The sequence below is a fragment of the Streptomyces sp. NPDC048417 genome (genome assembly GCF_040651615.1).
In the GTDB taxonomy this organism is placed as follows: Bacteria; Actinomycetota; Actinomycetes; order Streptomycetales; family Streptomycetaceae; genus Streptomyces.
Window position 1 is genome coordinate 90,492 of sequence record NZ_JBEZKI010000014.1, and the last position, 22,637, is coordinate 113,128.

A 22,637-nucleotide genomic window follows, 5' to 3' on the forward strand; every position below is an offset into this window, starting at 1 on the left:
CCGTCACCCGGACGGCCGGGTGCTAGATCTCCTCCTCACGGGGTCGATGTACGGCCAGCCATCGCTCGGCGTAGGCCACCGCCTCACGCACGGGGAAGAGCCGCGCCTCGGCCGCGCCGACCGTCCCGCGGACGACGACGGGCCGGTCGCGTTCGAAGTCGTAGCCCAGTTCGTCGAAGCGGTCGGAGGTGATCGACACCTCGGTCACCACCTCCCAGCCGCCGCCCGGGGCGGGCCGGCCGACCGGGACCCGGGGCGACGGTATGCGGTATTCGGCCAAGTGGAAGCTGGTGCAGGTGGCGTAGCCCGCGCCGAGCATGAGCACGCGCGCGTCCAGCTTCTCCAGGCGGGCCAGCGGGCTCCGCTCGCCGAGCCGGCAGTCGGGGGCGTGGCCGTCGACGATCTCGGCCGCACGGGGACCGACGGCCGCGAAGGAGGTCTGCGGGTGCGCGCTGCGCAGCGCGCCCGGCCAGGTCCGCACGGTCTCCGGGATCACGCCGACGCCGCGCGCGGGGGTGATCCGGGGGTCGTACGACGGCATGGTCGCCCGGATGTCCGCCCACCACTCCTCCGGTACCGGCGGGTCGCGCCACACCGACGGGTCCGAGAGGTCGCCGGTCTGGGTGGGGACCACCAGGGTGCCGTCCGGGCCGAGCGCGTCGAGAAGACTTTTGACGACCGCCACGGCTCCGCCGTTGACCCAGCCGAGGGAACTGAGCGAGGTGTGCGCGAGGAGGGTTTCGCCGGTCTTGACACCGAGCAGCCGAAGCTGCTTCGCGAGGGTGTCCCGGGTGGCAAGAGGGCCGGTCGGAGGGGGTGTGGGCATGGTTGTGGAGTGTTCCGGACGGGGCCGCCGACCGCCAGCGGATTGCGTGAGGGATGATCGATCAAAGATCGTTTGCGCAGGTCAGATTAGGTAAACCTAAGTGACGCAGGGCACCGTCCGGCGGTCCGGACGCCGCTTGCCTGGCTCTGAGGAATTACGCAACAATGGCGTTGTGAAAAACGTCGGCGAGGCTCGGGAGACCCCCACGGGGACCCGGCAGGAGGAACTCGCGACCGGTGAGCGTTCGACGCGCAACCGGGTCGCGCGGTCGATCCTGGACCACGGCCCGTCGACCGTCACCGAGCTGGCCGGACGCCTGGGTCTGACCCCGGCGGCCGTACGCCGGCACCTGGACGCCCTGGTCGCCGACGACGTCGTGGAGGCGCGCGAGCAGCGGGTGTACGGCGCGCGGACCCGGGGGAGGCCCGCCAAGGTCTTCGCCCTCACCGACTGCGGCCGCGACGCCTTCGACCAGTCCTACGACAGCCTCGCCGCCGACGCGCTGCGCTGGATCGCCGAGCAGGGGGGCGGCCAGGAGGCGGTCGCCGCCTTCGCGCGGGCCCGGATCGCCGCACAGGCGAGCGCCTACCGCAAGGCGATCGAGGCCGTGAGCCCCGACGACCGCACGGAAGCGCTGGCCAAGGCCCTGAGCAGGGACGGGTACGCTGCAACGGCGCGCACCGCACCGGTCGGCGAACAGCTGTGCCAACACCACTGCCCGGTCGCCCATGTCGCGGAGCAGTTCCCGCAGCTGTGCGAGGCGGAGACGGAGATCTTCGCCGAGCTGCTCGGAACGCACGTCCAGCGACTGGCGACCATCGCGCACGGCGACGGCGTCTGCACGACGTTCATCCCCAAGATTTCCACTGACGCATCTGCTAGCACGGCCGGGAGGAACCCCGCATGACTCTCCCCACGGAGACTGCCCACCCCGAACTCGAGGGTCTGGGCAAGTACGAATACGGCTGGGCCGACTCCGACACGGCCGGCGCCTCTGCCAAGCGCGGCATCAACGAGGACGTCGTCCGGGACATCTCCGAGAAGAAGTCCGAGCCCGAGTGGATGACCAAGCTCCGTCTCAAGGGCCTGCGCCTCTTCGAGAAGAAGCCGATGCCGAACTGGGGTTCCGACCTGTCGGGGATCGACTTCGACAACATCAAGTACTTCGTGCGCTCCACGGAGAAGCAGGCGGAGTCCTGGGAGGACCTGCCCGAGGACATCAAGAACACCTACGACAAGCTGGGCATCCCGGAGGCGGAGAAGCAGCGCCTGGTCGCCGGTGTCGCCGCCCAGTACGAGTCGGAGGTCGTCTACCACCAGATCCGCGAGGACCTGGAGGAGCAGGGCGTCATCTTCCTGGACACCGACACCGCGCTGAAGGAGCACCCGGAGCTCTTCAAGGAGTACTTCGGGACCGTCATCCCGGTCGGTGACAACAAGTTCGCCTCCCTGAACACCGCCGTCTGGTCGGGCGGCTCCTTCATCTACGTCCCGCCGGGCGTCCACGTGGAGATCCCGCTCCAGGCCTACTTCCGGATCAACACCGAGAACATGGGCCAGTTCGAGCGGACCCTGATCATCGTCGACGAGGGTGCCTACGTGCACTACGTCGAGGGCTGCACCGCCCCGATCTACAAGTCGGACTCGCTGCACTCCGCGGTCGTCGAGATCATCGTCAAGAAGAACGCCCGCTGCCGCTACACGACCATCCAGAACTGGTCGAACAACGTCTACAACCTGGTCACCAAGCGCGCCGTCGCCTACGAGGGCGCGACCATGGAGTGGATCGACGGCAACATCGGCTCCAAGGTGACGATGAAGTACCCGGCCGTCTACCTGATGGGCGAGCACGCCAAGGGCGAGACCCTCTCCATCGCCTTCGCGGGCGAGGGCCAGCACCAGGACGCCGGCTCCAAGATGGTCCACATGGCGCCGAACACGTCGTCCAACATCGTCTCCAAGTCCGTGGCGCGCGGCGGCGGCCGTACCTCCTACCGCGGCCTGGTCGAGATCGGCGAGGGCGCCCACGGCTCCAAGTCGAACGTGCTGTGCGACGCGCTGCTCGTCGACACCATCTCCCGCTCCGACACGTACCCGTACGTGGACGTCCGCGAGGACGACGTGTCCATGGGCCACGAGGCGACCGTCTCCAAGGTCTCCGAGGACCAGCTCTTCTACCTGATGAGCCGCGGTATGACCGAGTTCGAGGCGATGGCGATGATCGTGCGCGGCTTCGTCGAGCCGATCGCGAAGGAACTGCCCATGGAGTACGCCCTCGAGCTCAACCGGCTGATCGAGCTCCAGATGGAAGGCGCGGTCGGCTAAGCGACCGCCGTCACCGTCAAGCCACTCACGTAAGAAAGCGAGCAGACCGACAGCCATGGCTGAGGCTCAGAACATCCCGGTGGGCAGCACCACCGCCGGCCAGATCGCGGTGGCCGCCGAGTCGACCGTCGCCACGCGCATGAGCGCGCCCCCGTCCTTCGACGTCGCGGACTTCCCGGTCCCGCACGGCCGCGAGGAGGAGTGGCGGTTCACCCCGCTGGAGCGCCTGCGCGGGCTGCACGACGGCACGGCGGTCGCCACCGGCGACGGCCTGAAGGTCGCGGTGGAGGCCCCCGAGGGCGTCACCGTCGAGCTGGTCGGCCGCGACGACCCCCGGCTCGGCCGGGCCGGCACCCCGGTGGACCGGGTCGCCGCCCAGGCGTACTCCGCCTTCGAGCAGGCCGGCGTGGTCACCGTCCCCAAGGAGACGGTGCTCACCGAGCCGATCCGGATCGCCGTGCACGGCCAGGGCGGGGTCTCCTACGGCCACCAGATCATCGAGCTGGGCGCCTTCGCCGAGGCCGTCGTCGTCATCGACCACACCGGCGACGTGGTCACCGCCGCCAACGTCGAGTACGTCCTGGGCGACGGTGCCAAGCTCACCGTCGTCTCCGTCCAGGACTGGGACGACAAGGCCGTGCACGTGGCCCAGCACAACGCCCTCATCGGCCGCGACGCCTCCTTCAAGTCGGTCGTCGTCACCTTCGGCGGCGACGTCGTACGACTGCACCCGCGGGTCTCCTACGCCGGCACCGGTGGCGAGGCCGAGCTGTACGGCCTGTACTTCACGGACGCCGGTCAGCACCAGGAGCACCGGCTGTTCGTGGACCACAACACCCCGCACTGCAAGTCGAACGTGGCCTACAAGGGCGCCCTCCAGGGCGAGCAGGCACACGCGGTCTGGATCGGCGACGTCCTCATCGAGGCCAAGGCCGAGGGCACCGACACCTACGAGATGAACCGCAACCTGGTCCTCACGGACGGCGCGCGGGTCGACTCGGTGCCGAACCTGGAGATCGAGACCGGCGAGATCGTCGGCGCCGGCCACGCCTCCGCCACCGGCCGCTTCGACGACGAGCAGCTCTTCTACCTGATGGCCCGCGGCATCCCGCAGCACGAGGCCCGCCGACTGGTGGTCCGCGGCTTCTTCGCCGAGCTGGTCCAGCAGATCGGTGTCGCCGACATCGAGGAGCGGCTGCTCGCCAAGATCGAGGAGGAGCTGGAGGCCGCGGTCGCATGACAGCCCCGACAGCGTTCGTACGCGCTTGCGGCCTGAGCGAGCTGGAGGACGACACCCCCAAACGGGTGGAACTCGACGGCACGCCGATCTCGGTCGTCCGCACCGAGGGAGAGGTGTTCGCGATCTACGACATCTGCTCCCACGCCAACGTCTCGCTCTCCGAGGGCGAGGTGGAGGACTGCCAGATCGAGTGCTGGCTGCACGGCTCCAGCTTCGACCTGCGCACCGGCAAGCCGTCCGGCCTCCCGGCCACCCGCCCCGTCCCCGTTTACCCCGTAAAGATCGAAGGGGACGACGTGCTCGTCTCCCTCACCCAGGAGTCCTGAGGCACCCATGGCAACGCTTGAAATCCGAGACCTGCACGTCACCGTCGAGGCCGACAACGCCACGAAGGAGATCCTCAAGGGCGTCGACCTCACCGTGAAGCAGGGCGAGACGCACGCCATCATGGGCCCCAACGGCTCCGGCAAGTCGACCCTCGCCTACTCGCTCGCGGGTCACCCGAAGTACACGATCAGCGGCGGCACCGTCACCCTCGACGGCGAGGACGTCCTGGAGATGTCCGTCGACGAGCGCGCCCGCGCGGGCCTGTTCCTGGCGATGCAGTACCCGGTCGAGGTCCCCGGCGTCTCGGTCTCCAACTTCCTGCGCACCTCCGCCACCGCCGTCCGCGGCGAGGCCCCCAAGCTGCGTACCTGGGTGAAGGAGGTCAAGGAGACCATGGAGCGCCTCTCCATGGACCCCTCCTTCGCCGAGCGCAACGTCAACGAGGGCTTCTCCGGCGGTGAGAAGAAGCGCCACGAGATCCTTCAGCTGGAACTGCTCAAGCCGAAGATCGCGATCCTCGACGAGACCGACTCCGGCCTGGACGTCGACGCCCTGCGCGTCGTCTCCGAGGGCGTCAACCGCGTCCGTGAGACCGGCGAGGTGGGCACCCTGCTCATCACGCACTACACGCGCATTCTGCGCTACATCAAGCCCGACTTCGTCCACGTCTTCTCCGCCGGGCGCATCGTCGAGTCCGGCGGCGCCGAGCTCGCCGACAAGCTGGAGAACGAGGGCTACGAGGCTTACACGAAGGGTGGCCCCGTGAGCGGAGCGAACTCAAGGGGGGCCGTCGCGTGACGCAGCTGCCGGGCCTCCTCGACACCGAGGCGATCCGCAAGGACTTCCCCATCCTGGACCGACTGGTCCACGACGACCGGAAGCTCGTGTACCTGGACAACGCGGCGACCTCGCAGAAGCCGCGCCAGGTGCTGGACGCACTCAGTGAGTACTACGAGCGCTACAACGCCAACGTCCACCGCGGTGTGCATGTGCTCGCCGAGGAGGCCACGGCGCTGTACGAGGGCGCGCGCGACAAGGTCGCCGAGTTCATCAACGCGCCCAGCCGCGACGAGGTGATCTTCACCAAGAACGCCTCCGAGTCGCTGAACCTCGTGGCGAACATGCTCGGCTGGGCCGACGAGCCCTACCGGGTGGACCACGAGACCGAGATCGTCATCACGGAGATGGAGCACCACTCCAACATCGTGCCGTGGCAGCTGCTGGCGCAGCGCACGGGCGCGAAGCTGAAGTGGTTCGGCCTCACCGACGACGGCCGCCTCGACCTGTCCAACATCAACGAGATCATCACCGAGAAGACGAAGATCGTCTCCTTCGTGCTGGTGTCGAACATCCTGGGCACGGTCAACCCGGTCGAGGCGATAGTCCGCCGCGCCCAGGAGGTCGGCGCGCTGGTCTGCATCGACGCTTCCCAGGCGGCTCCCCACATGCCGCTGGACGTCCAGGCCCTCCAGGCCGACTTCGTGGCCTTCACCGGCCACAAGATGTGCGGCCCGACGGGCATCGGCGTCCTCTGGGGTCGCCAGGAACTCCTCGAGGACCTGCCCCCCTTCCTGGGCGGCGGCGAGATGATCGAGACCGTGTCGATGCACTCCTCGACCTACGCCCCGGCGCCCCACAAGTTCGAGGCGGGCACCCCCCCGATCGCCCAGGCGGTCGGCCTCGGCGCGGCGATCGACTACCTGAACTCCATCGGCATGGACAAGGTCCTCGCCCATGAGCACGCGCTGACCGAGTACGCGGTGCGGCGGCTGGCCGAGGTCCCCGACCTGAAGATCATCGGTCCCACCACGGCCGAGGACCGGGGCGCGGCGATCTCCTTCACCCTCGGGGACATCCACCCGCACGACGTGGGCCAGGTCCTCGACGAGCAGGGCATCGCGGTCCGGGTCGGCCACCACTGCGCCCGTCCGGTCTGCCTGCGGTACGGAATTCCTGCGACCACGCGAGCGTCGTTCTATCTGTACTCCACGCCGGCCGAGATCGACGCTCTGGTCGAGGGGCTGGAGCACGTACGGAACTTCTTCGGCTGAAGGGCGTGAACTGAGACCGTGAAGCTGGACTCGATGTACCAGGAAGTCATCCTGGACCACTACAAGCACCCGCACGGGCGTGGTCTCAGGGATGGCGACGCCGAGGTACACCATGTGAACCCGACGTGCGGCGACGAGATCACCCTCCGAGTGAAGTACGACGGCACGACGATCGAGGACGTCTCGTACGAGGGCCAGGGCTGCTCGATCAGCCAGGCGAGCGCCTCCGTACTGAACGACCTCCTGGTCGGCAAGGAACTGTCCGACGCGCAGCAGATCCAGGAGACCTTCCTGGAGCTGATGCAGTCCAAGGGCAGGCTCGAACCCGACGACGCGATGGAGGAGGTGCTGGAGGACGCGGTCGCGTTCGCCGGTGTCTCCAAGTACCCGGCCCGGGTCAAGTGCGCCCTCCTGAGCTGGATGGCGTGGAAGGACGCGACGGCTCAGGCGCTGGGTGGCGCGGCCGACGTCGAAAGGAAGACGGCATGACCGACACCGTTGAGATGAAGCCGGCCTCGGAGGACGAACTCCGCGAGGCGCTCTACGACGTCGTCGACCCCGAGCTGGGCATCGACGTGGTCAACCTCGGCCTGATCTACGGCATCCACATCGACGACGCGAACATCGCGACGATCGACATGACCCTGACCTCGGCGGCCTGCCCGCTGACCGACGTCATCGAGGACCAGGCCAAGTCCGCCACGGACGGCCTCGTCAACGAACTGCGCATCAACTGGGTCTGGATGCCCCCGTGGGGTCCCGACAAGATCACCGACGACGGCCGCGAGCAGCTCAGGGCGCTCGGGTTCAACGTCTGACACCCGCTTCGACGTCTGACACCCGCTTCGACGTCTGACACCCGCGTAGCGAAAAGCGGCGGCACCGGGCAGGTGCCGCCGCTTTCGCGTGCTCAGGCCAGGGGATCCACCAGGCGGAACGCCGAGTCCGCGCGGTAGAGGTCGCTGTTCTGGTAGGAGACCAGTTTCAGCTGGAAGTTCTGGTGGCGCAGGAAACGGCCGGGGTAGTTCACCGACTCCAGCATGACCGCGCCGGAGTAGGCCGAGGTCCGGGCGCAGAAGGTGGCGTCCTGGTGGAAGAGGGACGAGCCGTCGCTGCGGTCGGCGCGCAGCACGAAGTCGCGGTGGCGCAGGTACTTCCCGTCGGACGTCCTGAACGAGTAACAGGAGCTGTTCGCAAGGCCCTTGACGACGGTGAACGTGGAGTCCTCGCGGGACTCCGAACCGCGGACGGGGTCGAGCCTCACCTTGCGGTCGCTCACATGCCAGTAGCGGTCCGGGTAGTTGACGGAGCGGACCGACCTGTGGGTGGGGGACTGCTGAGTGGCGCCGCCCGAACCACCCGAGCCACCTGAACCTCCCTTGGCCGGCGAGGGCTTGGTTGGCTTCGCGCCGGACGGCGAGGGCTTCGGGGTGGTGCCCGGTGCCGCGGCCGACGCCGTGGCGGAGGAGGACGAGGCCGGCGAAGTCGTCAGCACGCCCGACTTGTCCTTCGCGGGGGTGGCCGGTCCCGTCGCCGTCGGTGAGGCGAAGGAGAGCAGGCCGGGGCCGTGGTCGAGGGCCGCGTCGGTCGGCGGGGGAGACGGTGCCGACGCCTGGTCAGGGGTGGTGCGGCTGACGGCTGTCGCGGTGACGCAGGCGACGATCGTGGCGATCGCCAGCGTGCCGGCCAGCCAGAGTCTTCGGGTTCCGGGAGCCCGGGAGGTGTCGGGGGCCCAGCCGTTCTCCCAGGGGGGATGCGGCGGAGGTTGGGGGGCGGTTTCTGGCATGCGCTTTTCCTCCAGCGGCGCCAAGGCAGCGGCAGCCGGGGGTGTGAGGGTGGGGTGGGTGAAGTGTGAAGTGATGATGGATCACAGAGGTGCACACACTAGTGGAGTCGTGCGGCCGCGGGGAGCCGTTTCAGCTAGCGGTTTCTATGAGAATCAATCATCTTCGTGTGGGCGCAGCGGAGTTCAGGCGTGGAGCACGGCGCCCTGCCGCGGAAGTGCTGTGCCTCGGCTGTTGTGTACGGTCGTACGCAACGTTGCGTACACTCGTACGCATGGGATACCTGACACTCGCCGGCGCCATAGCCGCCGAGGTCGCCGCGACGACGGCGATGAAGTACAGCGAGGGCTTCAGCAGGCTCTGGCCCTCGCTGGTGACGGCACTGGGATATGTGGTGTCGTTCCTGCTCCTGGCCGCGACGCTGAAGACCGTGTCGATCGGCACGGCGTACGCGATCTGGTCCGGAGTCGGCACCGCGGCCATCGCCGTGCTCGGCCTGCTGCTGTTCGGGGAGGGGCTGAGCCTGGTCAAGGTCGCCGGGATCGTGCTCATCATCGGCGGAGTGGTGGTCCTGAACCTGGGAGGCGCGCACTGATGCCCCGCCGCTACGACCCCGAGCGCCGGCAGCGGATCATCGAGGCGGCGATCCGCGTGGTGGGGGAGAAAGGGCTTGCCGGGCTCTCCCATCGCTCCGTCGCCGCCGCGGCGGACGTACCGCTCGGCTCGACGACGTACCACTTCAAGACCCTCGACGAGCTGATGGTCGCCGCGCTGCGGCAGGCCAACGAGGGCTTCGCCAAGGTGGTCGCCTCGCGCGGCGGACTGGACGACTCCTCGGCGGACCTCGCCTCCGCCCTCGCCCGGATTCTCGGCGACTGGCTGAGCGGGGACCGCACCGCCGTGGAGCTGGAGTACGAGCTCTACCTCGCCGCCCTGCGCCGCCCGGCCCTGCGCCCCGTCGCCGCCGAGTGGGCCGACGACCTCGCCGAACGGCTGGCACGGCGCACCGACCCGGTCACGGCCCGGGCACTGGTCGCGCTGATGGACGGGATCTGCCTCCAGGTGCTGCTGACGGGGACGCCGTACGACGAGGGGTACGCGCGGGAGACGCTGGGGCGCGTGATTCCCTGAGCGGCACACGTCCGCCGCTCCCCTTCCCGGCGAGCCGGCCGAGGCACCGTGAACCCTCGGAGGGCATCGGGGAACAGGGGCGACACGCACGCACTGACGACCCAGGGGGAGCCCTCGTGAGCGGACCGCCGCCGGCCACGGCACAGGCGGGGGACGACGCGGAGACCGTCGCCCAGTCACTGGAACAACCGGAGCTCTTCGCCCGGCTCTACGATCGCCACGCGCCCGACATCCACCGGTACGCGGCGCGCAGGCTCGGCGAGACCGCGGCCGGCGACTCCCCCACGCTCGAATGCGCTCGCGCGGGGGGACCCCCATCGCGGACACCTTCCTCGTCGCCTTCCGGATCCGCTCCCGCTACGACCTCGCACGCCCCAACGCGCGCCCGTGGCTGTACGGCATCGCGGGCAACCTGATCGGCAAGCAACGCCGGGCCGAGGTACGGGCGCTCAAGGCGCTGGCCCGCACCGGGCACGACCCCCTCGCCGCGTCCTGGAGCGAGTCCTGGGTCGGGCACACCGAGAACCGGATCGACGCGCAGGGCCCGCTCGCCGGCGCCCTCGCCGCACTCACGGCGGGCGACCGGCACGTCCTGCTGCTCGTCGCCTGGGCCGACCTCACCTACCAGGAGGTCGCCGAGGCGCTGGACATCCCGGTCGGCACGGTCCGCTCCCGGCTCAACGGGACGCGGCGCAAGGTACGTACGGCGCTGGGCGCCGATCCGGCATTCGTGGGCGACACCGCGGAGGTGGCATAGCGATGGACGAGATGACCGAGGTGCGCGCGCTGCGAGCCCACGCACCGGTGCCCGACCGGGCACGGCTGGCGGCGGGGCGTGCCCTGCTGACCGACGCGGTACGGGCCGGGGAGCGACGCCGAGCCGGGTGGTGGCGGCGGGAGTTCGTGATCGTCGCGGTCGTGGCCGCGGTGACCGCCGTCGCCGTCACCGCCGCCCTGCTGGTGGGCGGGGGCGGCACCGGACGCAGGGTGCAGCCCGCGACGCCGGACCTCGACCTGAAGGGGATGAGCGCGCACGACTTCCTGGAACGGTCGGCCGATGCGCTGGAGAAGCAGCCGACGGGCACCGAGCCCACCGGGAAGCAGTGGATCTGCACCAGCACGGCCATGAAGCCGGGCCACGGGGAACGGTCGTCCGTTTACTGGCGCCGGTACGACGGCGAACTTCGGGCCTATCACCCGGCGGACGGCGATCCCGAGCTCACCGTCATCCCGGCACATCTGAGGAGCCAAGGGCCGGACGACTACGACTCGCCGCGTGATGTGTACCGGTTCCTGGCCGCACTGCCGGCCGACGGCGGGGGAACGCTGCGGGCGCTCCGCAAGAGGAACGCGGTCCGGGACGACGGGTCCCAGGCGTGGGACGACTACGCCGAGATCAGTCAGCTCCTCAAGGTCGACCTCGTGCCGCCCGCGGGGCTGGCCTCGCTGTACCGCGCCCTCGCGCTCCTGCCCGGCGGGAGCGTCACCGACCACCTGGTCGACACGGTCACCGGCCGCAAGGCCGTCGCCCTGACCTACGACATCACCCCGGTCGGCACGGGCAAGGTCAGCGGCACGGCCGACAGCAAGGCCGGCGGCAAGGCCTGGGGGGTCGCACAGACGCTGATCGATCCGCGGACCTGCCACGTCGTGGGCTGGCGCACGGTCGTGAACGGCAAGGTCACCATCGCCAGCGAGCGGCTCACGACGGCGGTGGTGGACAAGGCCGGCGAGCGCCCCTGACGCCACCCCCGGACCCGGGCCGCCCGCTCCACGGGGGAGTGCGGGCCGCCCGGCGTTCTTCACGGCCCGTCCCCTGAGACGCCCCGCACGCTGGTTCGCCTCCCCGGCCCCCGGCCGGTTAGGTTGCCCTCATGACCGACACGACTGCTCTTCGTCCCACCGGCGCCGTGGCCGCCGGGCTCGCCACCATCGCCGCCGACGGCACCGTTCTCGACACCTGGTTCCCCGCCCCCGCGCTGGTCGCCGAGCCCGGCCCGGCCGGCACCGAGACGCTCTCCGCCGAGCAGGCCGTGGAACTCCTCGGCGAGGGTGCGGCCCAGGCGATCGGCCCGGACCCCCGCCGCAACGTCGAGGTCGTCGCGGTCCGTACGGTCATCGCCTCGATCGACGAGAAGCCGATCGACGCACACGACGTCTACCTGCGTCTGCACCTGCTCTCGCACCGCCTGGTCAAGCCGCACGGCCTGAGCCTGGAGGGCCAGTTCGGCTTCCTCGCCAACGTCGCCTGGACCTCCCTCGGCCCGGTCGCCGTCGACGACATCGAGACGGTCCGGCTGAACGCCCGCGCCGAGGGCCTGCACCTCCAGGTGACCTCGATCGACAAGTTCCCGAGGATGACCGACTACGTCGTCCCGAAGGGCGTCCGCATCGCCGACGCCGACCGGGTCCGCCTCGGCGCGCACCTCTCCGAGGGCACCACCGTCATGCACGAGGGCTTCGTCAACTTCAACGCCGGCACGCTCGGCACCTCGATGGTCGAGGGCCGTATCTCGGCCGGTGTCGTGGTCGGCAACGGCTCGGACATCGGCGGCGGCGCCTCCACCATGGGCACCCTCTCCGGCGGCGGCAACGTGATCATCGCCATCGGCGAGCGCTGCCTGGTCGGCGCCGAGGCGGGCGTCGGCATCGCCCTCGGCGACGAGTGCGTGGTCGAGGCCGGCCTGTACGTCACCGCGGGCACCCGGGTCACCATGCCCGACGGCCAGATCGTCAAGGCCCGCGACCTGAGCGGCGCCTCCAACATCCTCTTCCGCCGCAACTCGGTCACCGGCGCCGTCGAGGCCCGCCCGAACAACGCGGTCTGGGGCGGCCTGAACGAGATCCTGCACAGCCACAACTGACCAACGGCGGCCGCGACCTGTGGCCGCCCGCACGATCAGCGTCCTGACCTGCCGTCGAGCTGTCGGCAGTTGTCGACGTCGGTCATCGCTGAGCGCCCTTCCACGGCCCGAGGACGGCCCGGGGGAGGGCGCTCACGGTTTCCTCCGGGAAAGACGCCGGCCCGTGTTCCCCCCTGAACGCCGAGGAGTGAGGCTTCCCCGGCGGTCGCCTGCCGGGGTTCTGGCTGCTGCACGCCGTGGCTGACGGTGATCCCGATGGCGGCCATGCGGTGGACGACGCCTGTCCCGGCGAGCGGACCTCCCTCGGGGAGGACGACGAGTCCGCGCGGAACGCCGACCCCGGGGGCCGCTCGCGCGCCGAGGACCGTACGACCCGCACGCGCCGCCGCGGCCGCTGAGGGGTGGCCGGCGCGGGGGCGCCTGCGGGGAGCTTCGCTCCGCCCCTTCCCGAAGTGACAATGTGCGCCTGCGTCGCTTTTACACCCGCACCCATCACGATCTCACCATGCTCACCCCAAAACTTCTTCACATCACATCCAGCCGCCTCGTACAGTGCACGGGCCGTGATCCTCATCAGGTCATGTGCCCATCCACAACGGGGAGTTGATCGGGCATGCCCACGCGCATATGGTTCGCGCGCAGAAAACCGCGCACGTTCACCCGCACAGCCATCGCGAGACTCTCGACCGCCACCGCACTGGCCCTGGTCGTCTCCGCAGCAGCGCTGTGGTCAGCCGGCTCCGCGCCGACGGCAACCGCGACCACAGCGGACGGCAGTGACGCCCAACCCGTGGCCGGCGGCGCACCGATGCTGCCGCTGCTGGTACGCCGTACCTCCGATGGCCACCTGCTGACGTACGAGCCCAAGGGCACCGGCGGCGGCGTCAAGGCCGCCCTGGACCTCGGCGCCGGCTTCAGCACCGCCACCGCCATCGTCCGCGTCAACAACTCCGACAGCGGCACCCACAGCGACCTCTACGTCCGGATGGGCAACGCCCTCTACTACACCGCCGAACGCTCCACCGAGACCAAACTCATCGGCAGCGGCTGGGACCAGTACAACCTCCTCATGTCCCCCGGCAGCCTCGGCGGCACCACCCAGCCCGACCTCCTGGCCCGCGACACCGCCGGCGCCCTGTGGCTCTACCAGGGCAAGACCGACGGCACCGTCGTCACCAGGGTCAGAGCGGGATCCAGCGGCTGGAACGCCCTCGACATCCTCGCCGGCTACGGCGACTACACCGGCGACGGCAAGACCGACCTCCTGGCGCGTACGCCCGCCGGAGCCCTCTACCTGTACCCCGGCACCGGCAACGCCACCGCCGACGCCGTCTTCGGTACCCGCGTCAGTGTCGGCACCGGCTGGCAGGCCTACAACGCGCTCGTCTCCACCGGTGACAACGACGGCGACGGCAAGACCGACCTCATCGCGCGCGACACCGCAGGCGCCCTCTGGCTCTTCAAAGGCACCGGCAGCTCCACCGCACCCTTCGCCACCCGCGTCCAGATCGGCGCCAGCGGCTGGAACGCCTTCAACGCCCTCTTCTAGAACCGCACTTCACGCCGATCACCACGTCGGCGCCCGTTGTCCTTCATCCTCCCGGCCGACCTCCGGCAGCCCGCCATGCCCGAGCCCGCACCCGCGGCGCTCGCCCCTGGCGTGACCCCGGTCCGGCCCAGCCCAGAAGGCTGACCACTGACGATGCGTACCAACGCGCCCCCGGCACGGTCACGTGCCCGCCGGAGGTACCCCCTGCTGGGGAGACTCCTGTCGAGCACGGCGGTCCTCTGCTCCGTCGCGCTCCTGGCCTCCACCGCGCAGCCCACCGGGCTCACCCGCGACCTCCCGGCCGCCGCCACCGGCACCGATCCGGCCACCGGCTACGACCTCGACCAGGCCGTCAAGATCCGCGACGCCCAGTGCCTGATGAACATCATGCAGCGCCGGGGCGGGCAGGAGATGAAGGCGGTCGCCCGCACCAGCCTGGCCGGCACCGACGCCGACCTCCTGGCGGCCGGTGACCCGGAGTACTACAAGACTCCCAAGCCCCCGCTGTCCGTCGCCTACGACAAGGACAAGGCGACCGCGTCCGCGAAGATGGACGAGCTCTACGACCGGCACACGGTCTGGGAGGCCTCCCTCGACGTCACCCCGCCCGCCGGCTACACGCAGACCGGCTTCCAGTGGGTCGATCAGAAGGACAACCCCTTCGCCACCACTGGCCTGTCCGGCTGGATCGCCGACCAGTTCTGGCAGTCCGAGGACGACCTCTTCAGCACGGACCAGGCGCCCGTTGCCGGGCAGTCCTCGGTCGACGCGGTCACCGGCATCGTCAACACCCGTTACTCCGAAGACCGTTCCGAGGACTACGAGGACTGGTCGGCGTGGAAATGGGAGATGCAGTTCATGCACCCCATGTACGCGGACGACGCCCGGATCTTCCTCCAGAACGGCGGCTTCCCCACCACCGCCCCCGACCCGGAATCGGTCGAGTTCCGGATCGACGTGGAGGCGTTGAAGGCCCGCTTCGCGTCGTGCACCACCAGCAATCCGATCGACCCGCACAACGTCCTGACCGCCGAGACCGTCGTCGCGTCCACCGAGTGGCAGGCCGAGATCTCCGGCCAGAAGGCGCAGCGCGACAGCATCCTCGCCGCCGAGGCCGCCGCCAACGGTGACCTCCAGGTCGCCACCCAGGCGCTCGGCGAGGCGCTCGGCCAGTCGATCATCGCGAGCCGGCTCGCCGACTGGCAGGCCTACTGGCTCAAGCAGCCCACCACCAACGCCAGTTACCCGGCCGCCGCCGAGTTCACCAAGGTCGCGGCCGACATCGTCAAGGCCCAGGCCATGGCGCTCGGCCGGCTGTACGTCGCCTCGCGGGCCGCCCAGTCCGCCCAGACACAGGCCGCCAAGGCCACCGCCGCGCAGACCGACGCGTACGCCGTCGCCGACGCGGCCGGGCTGCCGCGCGGCCGGGGGCTGCTCTACGGGCAGCAGGCCGTCCAGGTCACCAAGGCCTCGGCCGCCGCCGCGACCGCCGTCGCCAAGGCCACGGAGACCGCGTCCAACGCGACCCGCGCCTCCGCCGCCGACAGCAAGACGCTGATGGCACTGGCCCAGACCCAGGCGCACGCCTCCGCCGCCGAGTTCCGGCGCGCCGCCGCCCAGGAGGCCGCCGCCCAGGCGAAGGCCGCCGCCGACGGTGCCGCCGTACAGGCCGCCAAGGCCGCCGAGAACGCGGCCAAGGCCAAGACCGCCCGAGCGAAGGCGGAGGCCGCCGAGGCCACCGCGAAGGACGCGGCAGCCGACGCCAAGGCCAAGCGGGCCACCGCCGAGGCCGAACGCGACAAGGCCAAGGCGCAGCGGGACATCGCCGCCTCCGAGCGGGCCAAGGCCGCCGACGCCAACCAGCGGGCCCAGTCCCAGCGGCAGGCCGCGGCGGACAAACTGAGCGCCGCGCAGACCGCCGGTGGCATCGCGTCCACGAAGAAGGACGAGGCGCTGGCCGCCGAACACCGGGCCGCCATAGCCCGGGACAACGCGGTCAACGCGAAGAACACCGAGGACGCCCTGTCCGCCCGCGCCGACGCGGCAGAGTCCCGCGCCGCCGCCGACGAGGGCACCGACGACGCCGCGAGCTCCCGCGCCGCCGCGACCCAGGCCCGTACCGCCGCCGACGAGGCCGGTGACGCCGCCCGCGCGGCACGCGCCGCCGCCGACGACGCCACCGCCGCGGCGGTCAACGCCCGCGAGGCCGCGACCCGCGCCGAGGCGGCGGCAGCCCGTGCCAAGGCCGCGTCCGACGCGGCGCAGCGCGACGCGGCGATCACCCACGCGGCGGTGCAGAAGGCCCACGCGGCCGCCGCCGACGCCATCGCCGCCTCGAGCGCGGCGGCGGAGAACGTACGGGTCGCCAAGGCCCTCGCCGACACGGCGAAGGCGAAGGCCACCGAGGCCAAGGCCAACGCGGCCATCGCCCGTGCGGAGGCCAACGCGGCCGCCGCCACGGCCGTCCAGACCGCCGGTTTCGCCTACGCCACAGCGCAGGCCGCGCTGGCCGCACGCGACGCGGCGGCCCAGGTGATCAAGCCCGCCAACGACGCCATCGAACTGGGCTCCCCGTACCAGGAGACCGACTCCTCGGCCGGCCTCGCCGTGCTGTCCGGGCAGGCCGCGAAGACGGCCTCCGAGCAGCAGGCGGCGCTGGCCCAGGCCAAGGCCGCCCAGGCCGCGAAGGCGTCCACCGAGGCCGCCGCGCTCGCCGCCCAGGCGAACGCCGACGCCAAGGCCGCCGCGGTGGCCGCCGCCGACGCCGCCGACTCGGCCGCCAAGGCCGCCGCGTCGCTCGCCCAGGCCCGCACCTCGGCCGCCGCCGCGGCGGCCGACGCCAAGGCGGCCGTCAAGGCCGAGGCCAACACCGTCGCGTACGACCAGCAGGCCACCGCCGACGCGGCAGCCGCCGCCGGTGCGGCCACCACCGCGAGCGGCTACGCGGACGACGCCCGGGACTCGGCGGACGCCGCCGAGACCGACGCCGCCTCCGCGCGCTCCGCCGCCACCGAGGCCGAGGCCGACGCCGCCACCGCCAGTGACGTCGCCGACCGGGCCGAAGCGGACGCCACCGCCGCCGAGGCCTCGGCGGCCCGCGCCCGGCAGGACGCCACCGAGGCCGAGGCCGCCGCCACCGAGGCGGAGACCGCGGCCAACGCGCAGAGCGAGACCGTCCGGATGGGCGAGAACGGGCCGGCCGGCGCCGAAGGCGTCATCGCCCAGCCCTACGGCCTGAAGGACACCATCTCCTCCGACGGCATGTGCACCGGTACGCACAGCGGCAGCGACGTCGGCTGCGAGATCGACGTCACCCACCACATCACCGGGACCATGATCTACCTGGTCCTGACCTGCCCGCTGCCCAACACCAGCGCCGTCGACTGCATCGGCAGCTACACCGCCGACTACCTCGACAGCGTGCCGATCGACTTCAGCTACGACGACCAGATCCACATCGACGGTTGGGAGCTGACCGCCGAGATCCTCAAGACCGTCGCCTACGGCATGGTCCAGGACTTCATCGGCTGCGCCCGCCTGGTCTTCACCGGCTCGGGAGGCACCGGCAGCGACTGCGCCTGGGCGATCGGCAGCATCGTGGTGCCGCCCATGCTCAAGGCCGCCTCGCGATACGTCCTCGCGCTCCGCGCGGCCATGCGTACCGGCATCGGCCTGGACCAGGCCATCTTCAACCTGCGCCGCTCCGGCCTGACCGCCGACGCGCTCGCCAACCTCACCAAGGTGGGCCGGGCCGCGAAAGCGGCCTGCTTCCCGGCGGGCACACCCATCGCCACCGCCGACGGCACCAAGAAGATCGAGGACATCAAGGTCGGGGACCGGGTCTGGGCCGCCGACCCGGTGACGGGCAAGCAGACCCTGCGCCGGGTCACCCAGCTCTTCCGGCACACCGCCGACGGCCTGGTGCGGATCCACGCAGACGGCCGCGACGTCCGGGCGACTTCCGAGCACCCCTTCCAGGTCAAGGGGAAGGGCTGGGTCGACGCGGGCGACCTCAAGCCGGGCGATCTGCTGGAGAAGCGGGACGGTACGACGGTCGCCGTGGACGGCGTCTCCGAACTGCCGGGCCCGGCCCAGGTGTTCAACTTCGAGGTGGAGACCGACCACACCTACTACGCGACCGGCCTCGACGTGCTGGTGCACAACACCTGTGGCGAGTACTCCGAGCTCTACGACAACGGCACCGCGATCCTCGCCTCCATCGACAACAAGGGCATCCTCAACACCGCCGTCGAGGTCGTCAAGAACGGCACGGAGGCGACGGCGCCCACCGGCGGTGAGATGTTCACCAGAGCCATGGACGCCCTGGCCGGTGACGCGGAAGGAGTACGGGGCACCTGGAACAGCGGGGCACTGCGCGACAATCTCGACAGTTTCAACGCCGGCATCCAGAACCTGCTCTCCCCGGAGGACGCCGCCCGGTTGACGTTCACCGGAAAGATGGCCGCGAAGTACGGTTTCACCAAGGTGACCATCGAGGAGACCGTCGGCTCGCCCGGCGAGTACACAGCGGCGAAGGTGGTGTTCAGGAAGTGACCGACCGAACGGCGATCGTGGCCGGCCTGCGCCGGCTCGGCGAGGAGGGCCGCCCGGCCTCCGAGGCCGCGCGCTGGGTGATGCGGGAGATGGGAGACGACTTCAAGGTCTTCCAGCTCATGGTCCACTTCTTCAGCGCCTACCACGTCCCGGTGGAACGCCTCCGGGAAATGGAACGCTGGGAGGGCCTGGGCACCGGCGGCCCCCTCACGGACGCGGACCTGGACGCGATCGTCGGCCCGCTCATGGTCCGGGAAGCACCGCCGTCCTGACGGGGCGGCGGTGGTACGGAGTCTCAGTGCGGGGCGGTCACCGGATGGTGGCCGCCCCTTCCGTTTCCGGTCCGGCCCCTCCGACCATCAGGTCACCATGACCCGAGCTTCACGCTCCGCACGTACACGCACCTGATGCCGAACAGCGAGGCGCGCACCCGGGCCGCCGTGGATCGGGGCTTCCGGGACCCTGGTGACACCGACGACGGCCCCGGCACGGCCCATAGGGCAACATGAGCCCGTGACCCGCACGGACATCAGAACAGCCACAACTGACCCGCTCGGGTTCTCGGTAAGAGCGCTCTCCGGCCCCGGGCGGGAGGGCACTCAGTCGTCCTGGGGCAGGGCTGCCCGGAACTCCGCCAGCGCGGCGAAGTCGCCCTCCCGCAGGCCGATCCGGGGGTCGACGTGGTGCAGCAGGGCCGGCCCGGGATGGTGGGCGCGGACGTACCGGGTGTCCGCCGGGCTCTGCTCGTCGTCCACCCAGGCGAACGGCCGCCCCTCGGCGTACGCCACGATCGCCTCCGTCTTCCAGTGGACCCCGTCCGGCCGCATGGCCAGCAGGCCCCGGCCGAAGTCGACGTACGGCAGCTCGGGCAGGCCCACGACCGGGGCGATCCAGTGGTTCGCCTCGGCCATCCACGTGGTCGCCCAGCACAGCTCGTAGCCGAGGGCGAGCAGCGTGGGACCGTGGGACGGGTTCAGCCACACCCGCAGGGGGCGCCCGGGGCGGACGGTCGCCCGGATCGTCGTATAGCCCTCGGGGCGCCGCTCGGGCTGCGCCGCGTACGGGTTGAGGGGGCCGTCGACGTCCAGGAACAGCAGGGGGCGGCTCACGCGGACAACGTACGACAGCGGGGGCGCGCGGCGGCGTTGAATATTGCTCGCGCCGCACAGGCATAGTGACGCCGCCCCGCACGCGTCACCACAGGTACAGGGCCCGGACACGAGGTGGGCCCGGGGGAAGAGAAGGTGACGATGGATGCGGAACTGGACGAGAGCTTCCGGGAGTTCGTGGACGGCCGGTCCTCGGCGCTGCTGAGGACCGCCGTGCTGCTCGCCGGCGGCGACCGGCACGCGGCCGAGGACCTGCTGCAGAACGCCCTCATCAAGGCGGCGGGCCGCTGGCACCGCATCGACGAACCCGAGGCCTATGTACGGCAGGTCCTCTACCGGCAGCAGATCGGCCGCTGGCGCCTGAAGTGGCGCCGGCGCGAACTCAGCGTCGCCGAACCCCCGGAGAGCCCACCGGCCCCCGACACGGCGTCCGCCGCCGAACTGCGCCTCGTCCTGCGCACGGCCCTGTCCCGGCTCACCGCCCGCCAGCGCACCGTGCTGGTCCTGCGCTACTTCGAGGACCTGCCGGAGGCCGACGTGGCCCGGCTGCTCGGCTGCTCCGTCGGCACCGTACGGTCCACCACCCACCGCTCCCTGGCCCGGCTGCGCGCCCTCGCGCCCGAACTGGCCGCCCTCGACCCGGACCCCGGCCGCGCACAGCCGCCGTCCCGTGACTACTCGCCCGTGGAGGTACGGCCGTGAACGTCGAGGAACTCGTCCGGGACACCCTGCGCGAACAGGCCGCCGAACAGTCGCCGGCGGGACCGGGCTTCGCCGACCGGGTGCTGGCCGTCCGCCGGCGCCGCCGTACCCGCAGGCTCGCCTCCGTGGCCGCCGCGACGGCCGCCGTGATCACCGTCGCGGTGGCGGTGCCGCTGCTGGACTCCGGGAAGAGCGATGTGCGTCCGTCCGGGGTCGTGCAGCGGAACGGGATCACCGGCCACCCGGACCAGTCGCCGCCGCGCGAGCTCATCGCGGCCGGCCAGACGGAGCTCGCCGCGTACTACACCTGGCGGACCGTGCCGCAGTCGGGCGACCGGGGCATCGGCGTACGCACCTACCGGCTGCTCGACCCGGGGACCGGCACCTACGTGAAGGACTCCCGGTGGGCCTTCGTCGCCGTCGCGCCGGGCCTGCGGACGGCCGCCGTGCTGGAGCAGACCCTGCCCGTCCGCCGGATCGGCCTGCTCGACCTCGCGACGAGGAAGGTCGAGCGGTGGATCCCGGTCGAGCACGGCGTCGGCGGACTCGCCTTCTCGTACGACGGGACCAGGCTCCTGGCGACGACGTACGACGACAACCCCGATGTGCGCGCCAAGGTCCAGAACGTCAAGGGCGGCTGGGACTGGGGACCCGCGTTCGCCACGTCCAGCCGGACCGGCTTCTACGACTTCGACGTGGCCTCCGGCAAGGGCTCCTGGACCGGGGTCGTGTCCGACCGCAACGACCTCGCGCGCGGGGACTTCTCCTTCAGCCGCACCGGCGGCCAGGTGTACGCGCATGTCATCGGCGGCCGGGACGGGATGCAGCAGTTCTACGACCTCGACGGCGCCAAGATCACCGCCCCGGCGGACGAGAAGTACCTGCGCGCGGACGTCGACGCACGGCTGTCCCCGAACGGCCGGCTCGCCGCGCTCGGTCTGACCAGGGAGGTCGCTCCCGGGAAGTCGTACTCCTCGATCCGCGACCCCCGCACCGGCAAGGAGATCACCAAGGTCCGCGGCGGCGACCTGCTCGCCTGGGTCGACGACCGGCGGCTCATCGCCTGGGAGCGGGCCAGCGGCCTGGACGAGCCGTACCGGGCCCGGCTGGTGCTCGTGACGATCGGCAGCGACAAGATCGTCCCGCTGAGCGGGGTCCAGAAGGAGATGTACGACGCCCTGAAGGCGTGGCAGCCCGTCTTCGCCCGCCGCTGATCAGCCGGCCAAGAACTCCTCGTACACCGCCCGCAGTCCGTCGGCCGCCTCCCGGCCGGCGGACCGCAGCGGTGCGCGTACCGGTCCGGCCGGCCGGCCGAGCGCGGTGAGCAGTGCCTTCGACGTGACCGTGCCCGGCAGGCCCGCGGCCGTCATCGCCTCGATCAACGGCGTGGCCCGCAGCTGCAGTTCGGCGGCGCGAGCGGTGTCCCCGGCGTCGAACGCGTCCAGGATCGCCGCGACGCGGGACGGGACGACGTTGGCCACCGTGCTCACACATCCCGCCGCGCCCACCGCGTACAGGGCGAGGATGTGCTCGTCGCAGCCCGCGTAGTACGCCAGCTCGGTGCGCGCCAGCACCTTCTGGATGCCGAGGAAGTCGTACGAGCAGTCCTTCACGGCCACGATCGCGGGGTGTGCGGCGAGCCGGATCAGCGTCTCCGGTTCGATACGGGTGCCGGTGCGGCCCGGGATGTCGTACAGCATCACCGGCAGCCCGCTCGCCTCCGCCACCTCCAGGAAGTGCGCCTCCAGCGCGTCCTGCGGCGGCCTGCTGTAGTACGGCGACACCACCAGGACGCCGTCCGCGCCCGCCTTCTCGGCCGCCAGCGCCAGCTCCACGGTGTGCCGGGTGTCGGCGGTGCCCACGCCCGTCACGATCGACACGTCCGCGCCCACCGCGTCCCGGACGGCCGTGACCAACTCCGCCTTCTCCCTGTCCGTGGTGGTCGGCGACTCTCCCGTGGTGCCGTTCAGCACCAGACCGTCACAGCCCTCCGCCACCAGCTGCGCGGCCAGCCGTCGGGCGCCGTCGAGGTCGAGCGTCCCCGCCTCGGTGAACGGCGTGACCATCGCGCAGAGGGTGCGGCCGAAGGGACGGGGAGAGCGGGGACGGCGGGGCGAGCGGGCGGTGTCGCGTGCGTTCGTCATGGGGGTAGTCTCGGCAACGCGACAGCTTAGC

At 71.1% G+C, this 22,637-nt stretch carries 21 protein-coding genes and 3 pseudogenes; 19 read left to right on the plus strand and 5 right to left on the minus strand.

Features of this window, described 5'->3' with window-relative positions:
- Positions 1-22: 22 nt before the first annotated feature.
- Positions 23-826 carry an AAC(3) family N-acetyltransferase gene (locus AB0D59_RS22665; protein WP_362568091.1) on the minus strand — a complete coding sequence of 268 codons (804 nt, stop codon included), beginning with the start codon at positions 824-826 and terminating at the stop codon, positions 23-25.
- 172 nt (positions 827-998) lie between these two features.
- Between AB0D59_RS22665 and AB0D59_RS22670 the strand changes: the two genes are divergently transcribed.
- The 8 genes from AB0D59_RS22670 to AB0D59_RS22705 are packed head-to-tail and all read left to right on the plus strand — an operon-like array spanning position 999 to position 7,587.
- Complete coding sequence (locus AB0D59_RS22670; RefSeq protein ID WP_362568094.1) at positions 999-1,733, plus strand: metalloregulator ArsR/SmtB family transcription factor; 735 nt, start codon at positions 999-1,001, stop codon at positions 1,731-1,733.
- Complete coding sequence (sufB, locus tag AB0D59_RS22675) at positions 1,730-3,151, plus strand: Fe-S cluster assembly protein SufB (RefSeq protein WP_362568097.1); 1,422 nt, start codon at positions 1,730-1,732, stop codon at positions 3,149-3,151. The genes AB0D59_RS22670 and sufB overlap by 4 nt, the downstream gene beginning before the upstream one ends.
- 55 nt (positions 3,152-3,206) lie before the next feature.
- Complete coding sequence (gene sufD, locus AB0D59_RS22680) at positions 3,207-4,391, plus strand: Fe-S cluster assembly protein SufD (RefSeq protein ID WP_351732935.1); 1,185 nt, start codon at positions 3,207-3,209, stop codon at positions 4,389-4,391.
- Complete coding sequence (locus tag AB0D59_RS22685) at positions 4,388-4,717, plus strand: non-heme iron oxygenase ferredoxin subunit (RefSeq protein WP_362568100.1); 330 nt, start codon at positions 4,388-4,390, stop codon at positions 4,715-4,717. Before sufD ends, AB0D59_RS22685 begins: the two co-directional genes overlap by 4 nt.
- 7 nt (positions 4,718-4,724) lie before the next feature.
- A complete protein-coding gene (gene sufC / locus AB0D59_RS22690) occupies positions 4,725-5,516 on the plus strand; it encodes a Fe-S cluster assembly ATPase SufC (RefSeq protein ID WP_362568103.1) in 792 nt (263 codons plus the stop codon).
- Complete coding sequence (locus AB0D59_RS22695) at positions 5,513-6,769, plus strand: cysteine desulfurase (protein ID WP_362568106.1); 1,257 nt, start codon at positions 5,513-5,515, stop codon at positions 6,767-6,769. Before sufC ends, AB0D59_RS22695 begins: the two co-directional genes overlap by 4 nt.
- An 18-nt stretch (positions 6,770-6,787) precedes the next feature.
- Positions 6,788-7,258 carry a Fe-S cluster assembly sulfur transfer protein SufU gene (gene sufU, locus AB0D59_RS22700; RefSeq protein ID WP_362568109.1) on the plus strand — a complete coding sequence of 157 codons (471 nt, stop codon included), beginning with the start codon at positions 6,788-6,790 and terminating at the stop codon, positions 7,256-7,258.
- Positions 7,255-7,587, plus strand: coding sequence for a metal-sulfur cluster assembly factor (locus AB0D59_RS22705; protein WP_351694866.1), 333 nt, complete (start codon positions 7,255-7,257; stop codon positions 7,585-7,587). The genes sufU and AB0D59_RS22705 overlap by 4 nt, the downstream gene beginning before the upstream one ends.
- A 92-nt stretch (positions 7,588-7,679) precedes the next feature.
- Here AB0D59_RS22705 and AB0D59_RS22710 read toward each other — a convergent pair whose 3' ends face one another.
- The gene (locus tag AB0D59_RS22710) at positions 7,680-8,555 is read right to left on the minus strand and encodes an AbfB domain-containing protein (protein WP_362568112.1); all 876 of its coding nucleotides are present in this window, start codon (positions 8,553-8,555) and stop codon (positions 7,680-7,682) included.
- A 272-nt stretch (positions 8,556-8,827) separates the two neighbouring features.
- Here AB0D59_RS22710 and AB0D59_RS22715 point away from each other — a divergent pair, with 272 nt between their 5' ends.
- From AB0D59_RS22715 to dapD, 5 genes and pseudogenes are all read left to right on the plus strand, one after another.
- Positions 8,828-9,148, plus strand: coding sequence for a multidrug efflux SMR transporter (locus tag AB0D59_RS22715; RefSeq protein ID WP_351694858.1), 321 nt, complete (start codon positions 8,828-8,830; stop codon positions 9,146-9,148).
- A complete protein-coding gene (locus AB0D59_RS22720; RefSeq protein WP_362568115.1) occupies positions 9,148-9,684 on the plus strand; it encodes a TetR family transcriptional regulator in 537 nt (178 codons plus the stop codon). The genes AB0D59_RS22715 and AB0D59_RS22720 overlap by 1 nt, the downstream gene beginning before the upstream one ends.
- A gap of 116 nt (positions 9,685-9,800) precedes the next feature.
- Positions 9,801-10,441 (plus strand): annotated as a pseudogene (locus tag AB0D59_RS22725) (sigma-70 family RNA polymerase sigma factor).
- Positions 10,442-10,443: 2 nt separating this feature from the next.
- Complete coding sequence (locus AB0D59_RS22730) at positions 10,444-11,427, plus strand: CU044_5270 family protein (RefSeq protein WP_362568118.1); 984 nt, start codon at positions 10,444-10,446, stop codon at positions 11,425-11,427.
- A 131-nt stretch (positions 11,428-11,558) separates the two neighbouring features.
- Positions 11,559-12,548 (plus strand): 2,3,4,5-tetrahydropyridine-2,6-dicarboxylate N-succinyltransferase, encoded by a 990-nt coding sequence (dapD, locus tag AB0D59_RS22735; RefSeq protein WP_362568121.1) that lies wholly within the window; start codon positions 11,559-11,561, stop codon positions 12,546-12,548.
- A gap of 173 nt (positions 12,549-12,721) precedes the next feature.
- Here the strand turns inward: dapD and AB0D59_RS22740 are convergent.
- Positions 12,722-12,939, minus strand: a pseudogene (locus tag AB0D59_RS22740) (hypothetical protein); the annotation flags it as partial.
- Positions 12,940-13,161: 222 nt separating this feature from the next.
- On the opposite strand from AB0D59_RS22740, the gene AB0D59_RS22745 reads away from it, so the two are divergent.
- The 4 genes and pseudogenes from AB0D59_RS22745 to AB0D59_RS22760 all read left to right on the plus strand — a co-directional run.
- A complete protein-coding gene (locus tag AB0D59_RS22745) occupies positions 13,162-14,097 on the plus strand; it encodes an FG-GAP-like repeat-containing protein (protein ID WP_362568124.1) in 936 nt (311 codons plus the stop codon).
- Positions 14,098-14,250: 153 nt separating this feature from the next.
- Positions 14,251-18,651, plus strand: a complete 4,401-nt coding sequence (locus tag AB0D59_RS22750; RefSeq protein WP_362568127.1) for a Hint domain-containing protein — start codon at positions 14,251-14,253, stop codon at positions 18,649-18,651.
- A complete protein-coding gene (locus AB0D59_RS22755; RefSeq protein ID WP_362568130.1) occupies positions 18,648-18,923 on the plus strand; it encodes a hypothetical protein in 276 nt (91 codons plus the stop codon). Before AB0D59_RS22750 ends, AB0D59_RS22755 begins: the two co-directional genes overlap by 4 nt.
- A 90-nt stretch (positions 18,924-19,013) precedes the next feature.
- Positions 19,014-19,160, plus strand: a pseudogene (locus tag AB0D59_RS22760) (site-specific integrase); the annotation flags it as partial.
- A 90-nt stretch (positions 19,161-19,250) separates the two neighbouring features.
- Here AB0D59_RS22760 and AB0D59_RS22765 read toward each other — a convergent pair.
- Entirely contained in the window at positions 19,251-19,760 is a 510-nt protein-coding gene (locus tag AB0D59_RS22765) for a hypothetical protein (RefSeq protein WP_362568132.1), read from the minus strand.
- A gap of 141 nt (positions 19,761-19,901) precedes the next feature.
- Between AB0D59_RS22765 and AB0D59_RS22770 the strand changes: the two genes are divergently transcribed.
- Both AB0D59_RS22770 and AB0D59_RS22775 read left to right on the plus strand, forming a co-directional pair.
- Entirely contained in the window at positions 19,902-20,462 is a 561-nt protein-coding gene (locus AB0D59_RS22770) for a SigE family RNA polymerase sigma factor (RefSeq protein WP_362568135.1), read from the plus strand.
- Positions 20,459-21,676, plus strand: coding sequence for a WD40 repeat domain-containing protein (locus AB0D59_RS22775; protein WP_362568138.1), 1,218 nt, complete (start codon positions 20,459-20,461; stop codon positions 21,674-21,676). The genes AB0D59_RS22770 and AB0D59_RS22775 overlap by 4 nt, the downstream gene beginning before the upstream one ends.
- On the opposite strand, the gene dapA is transcribed toward AB0D59_RS22775, so the two are convergent.
- Entirely contained in the window at positions 21,677-22,606 is a 930-nt protein-coding gene (gene dapA, locus AB0D59_RS22780; protein WP_362568141.1) for a 4-hydroxy-tetrahydrodipicolinate synthase, read from the minus strand.
- Positions 22,607-22,637 lie beyond the last annotated feature (31 nt).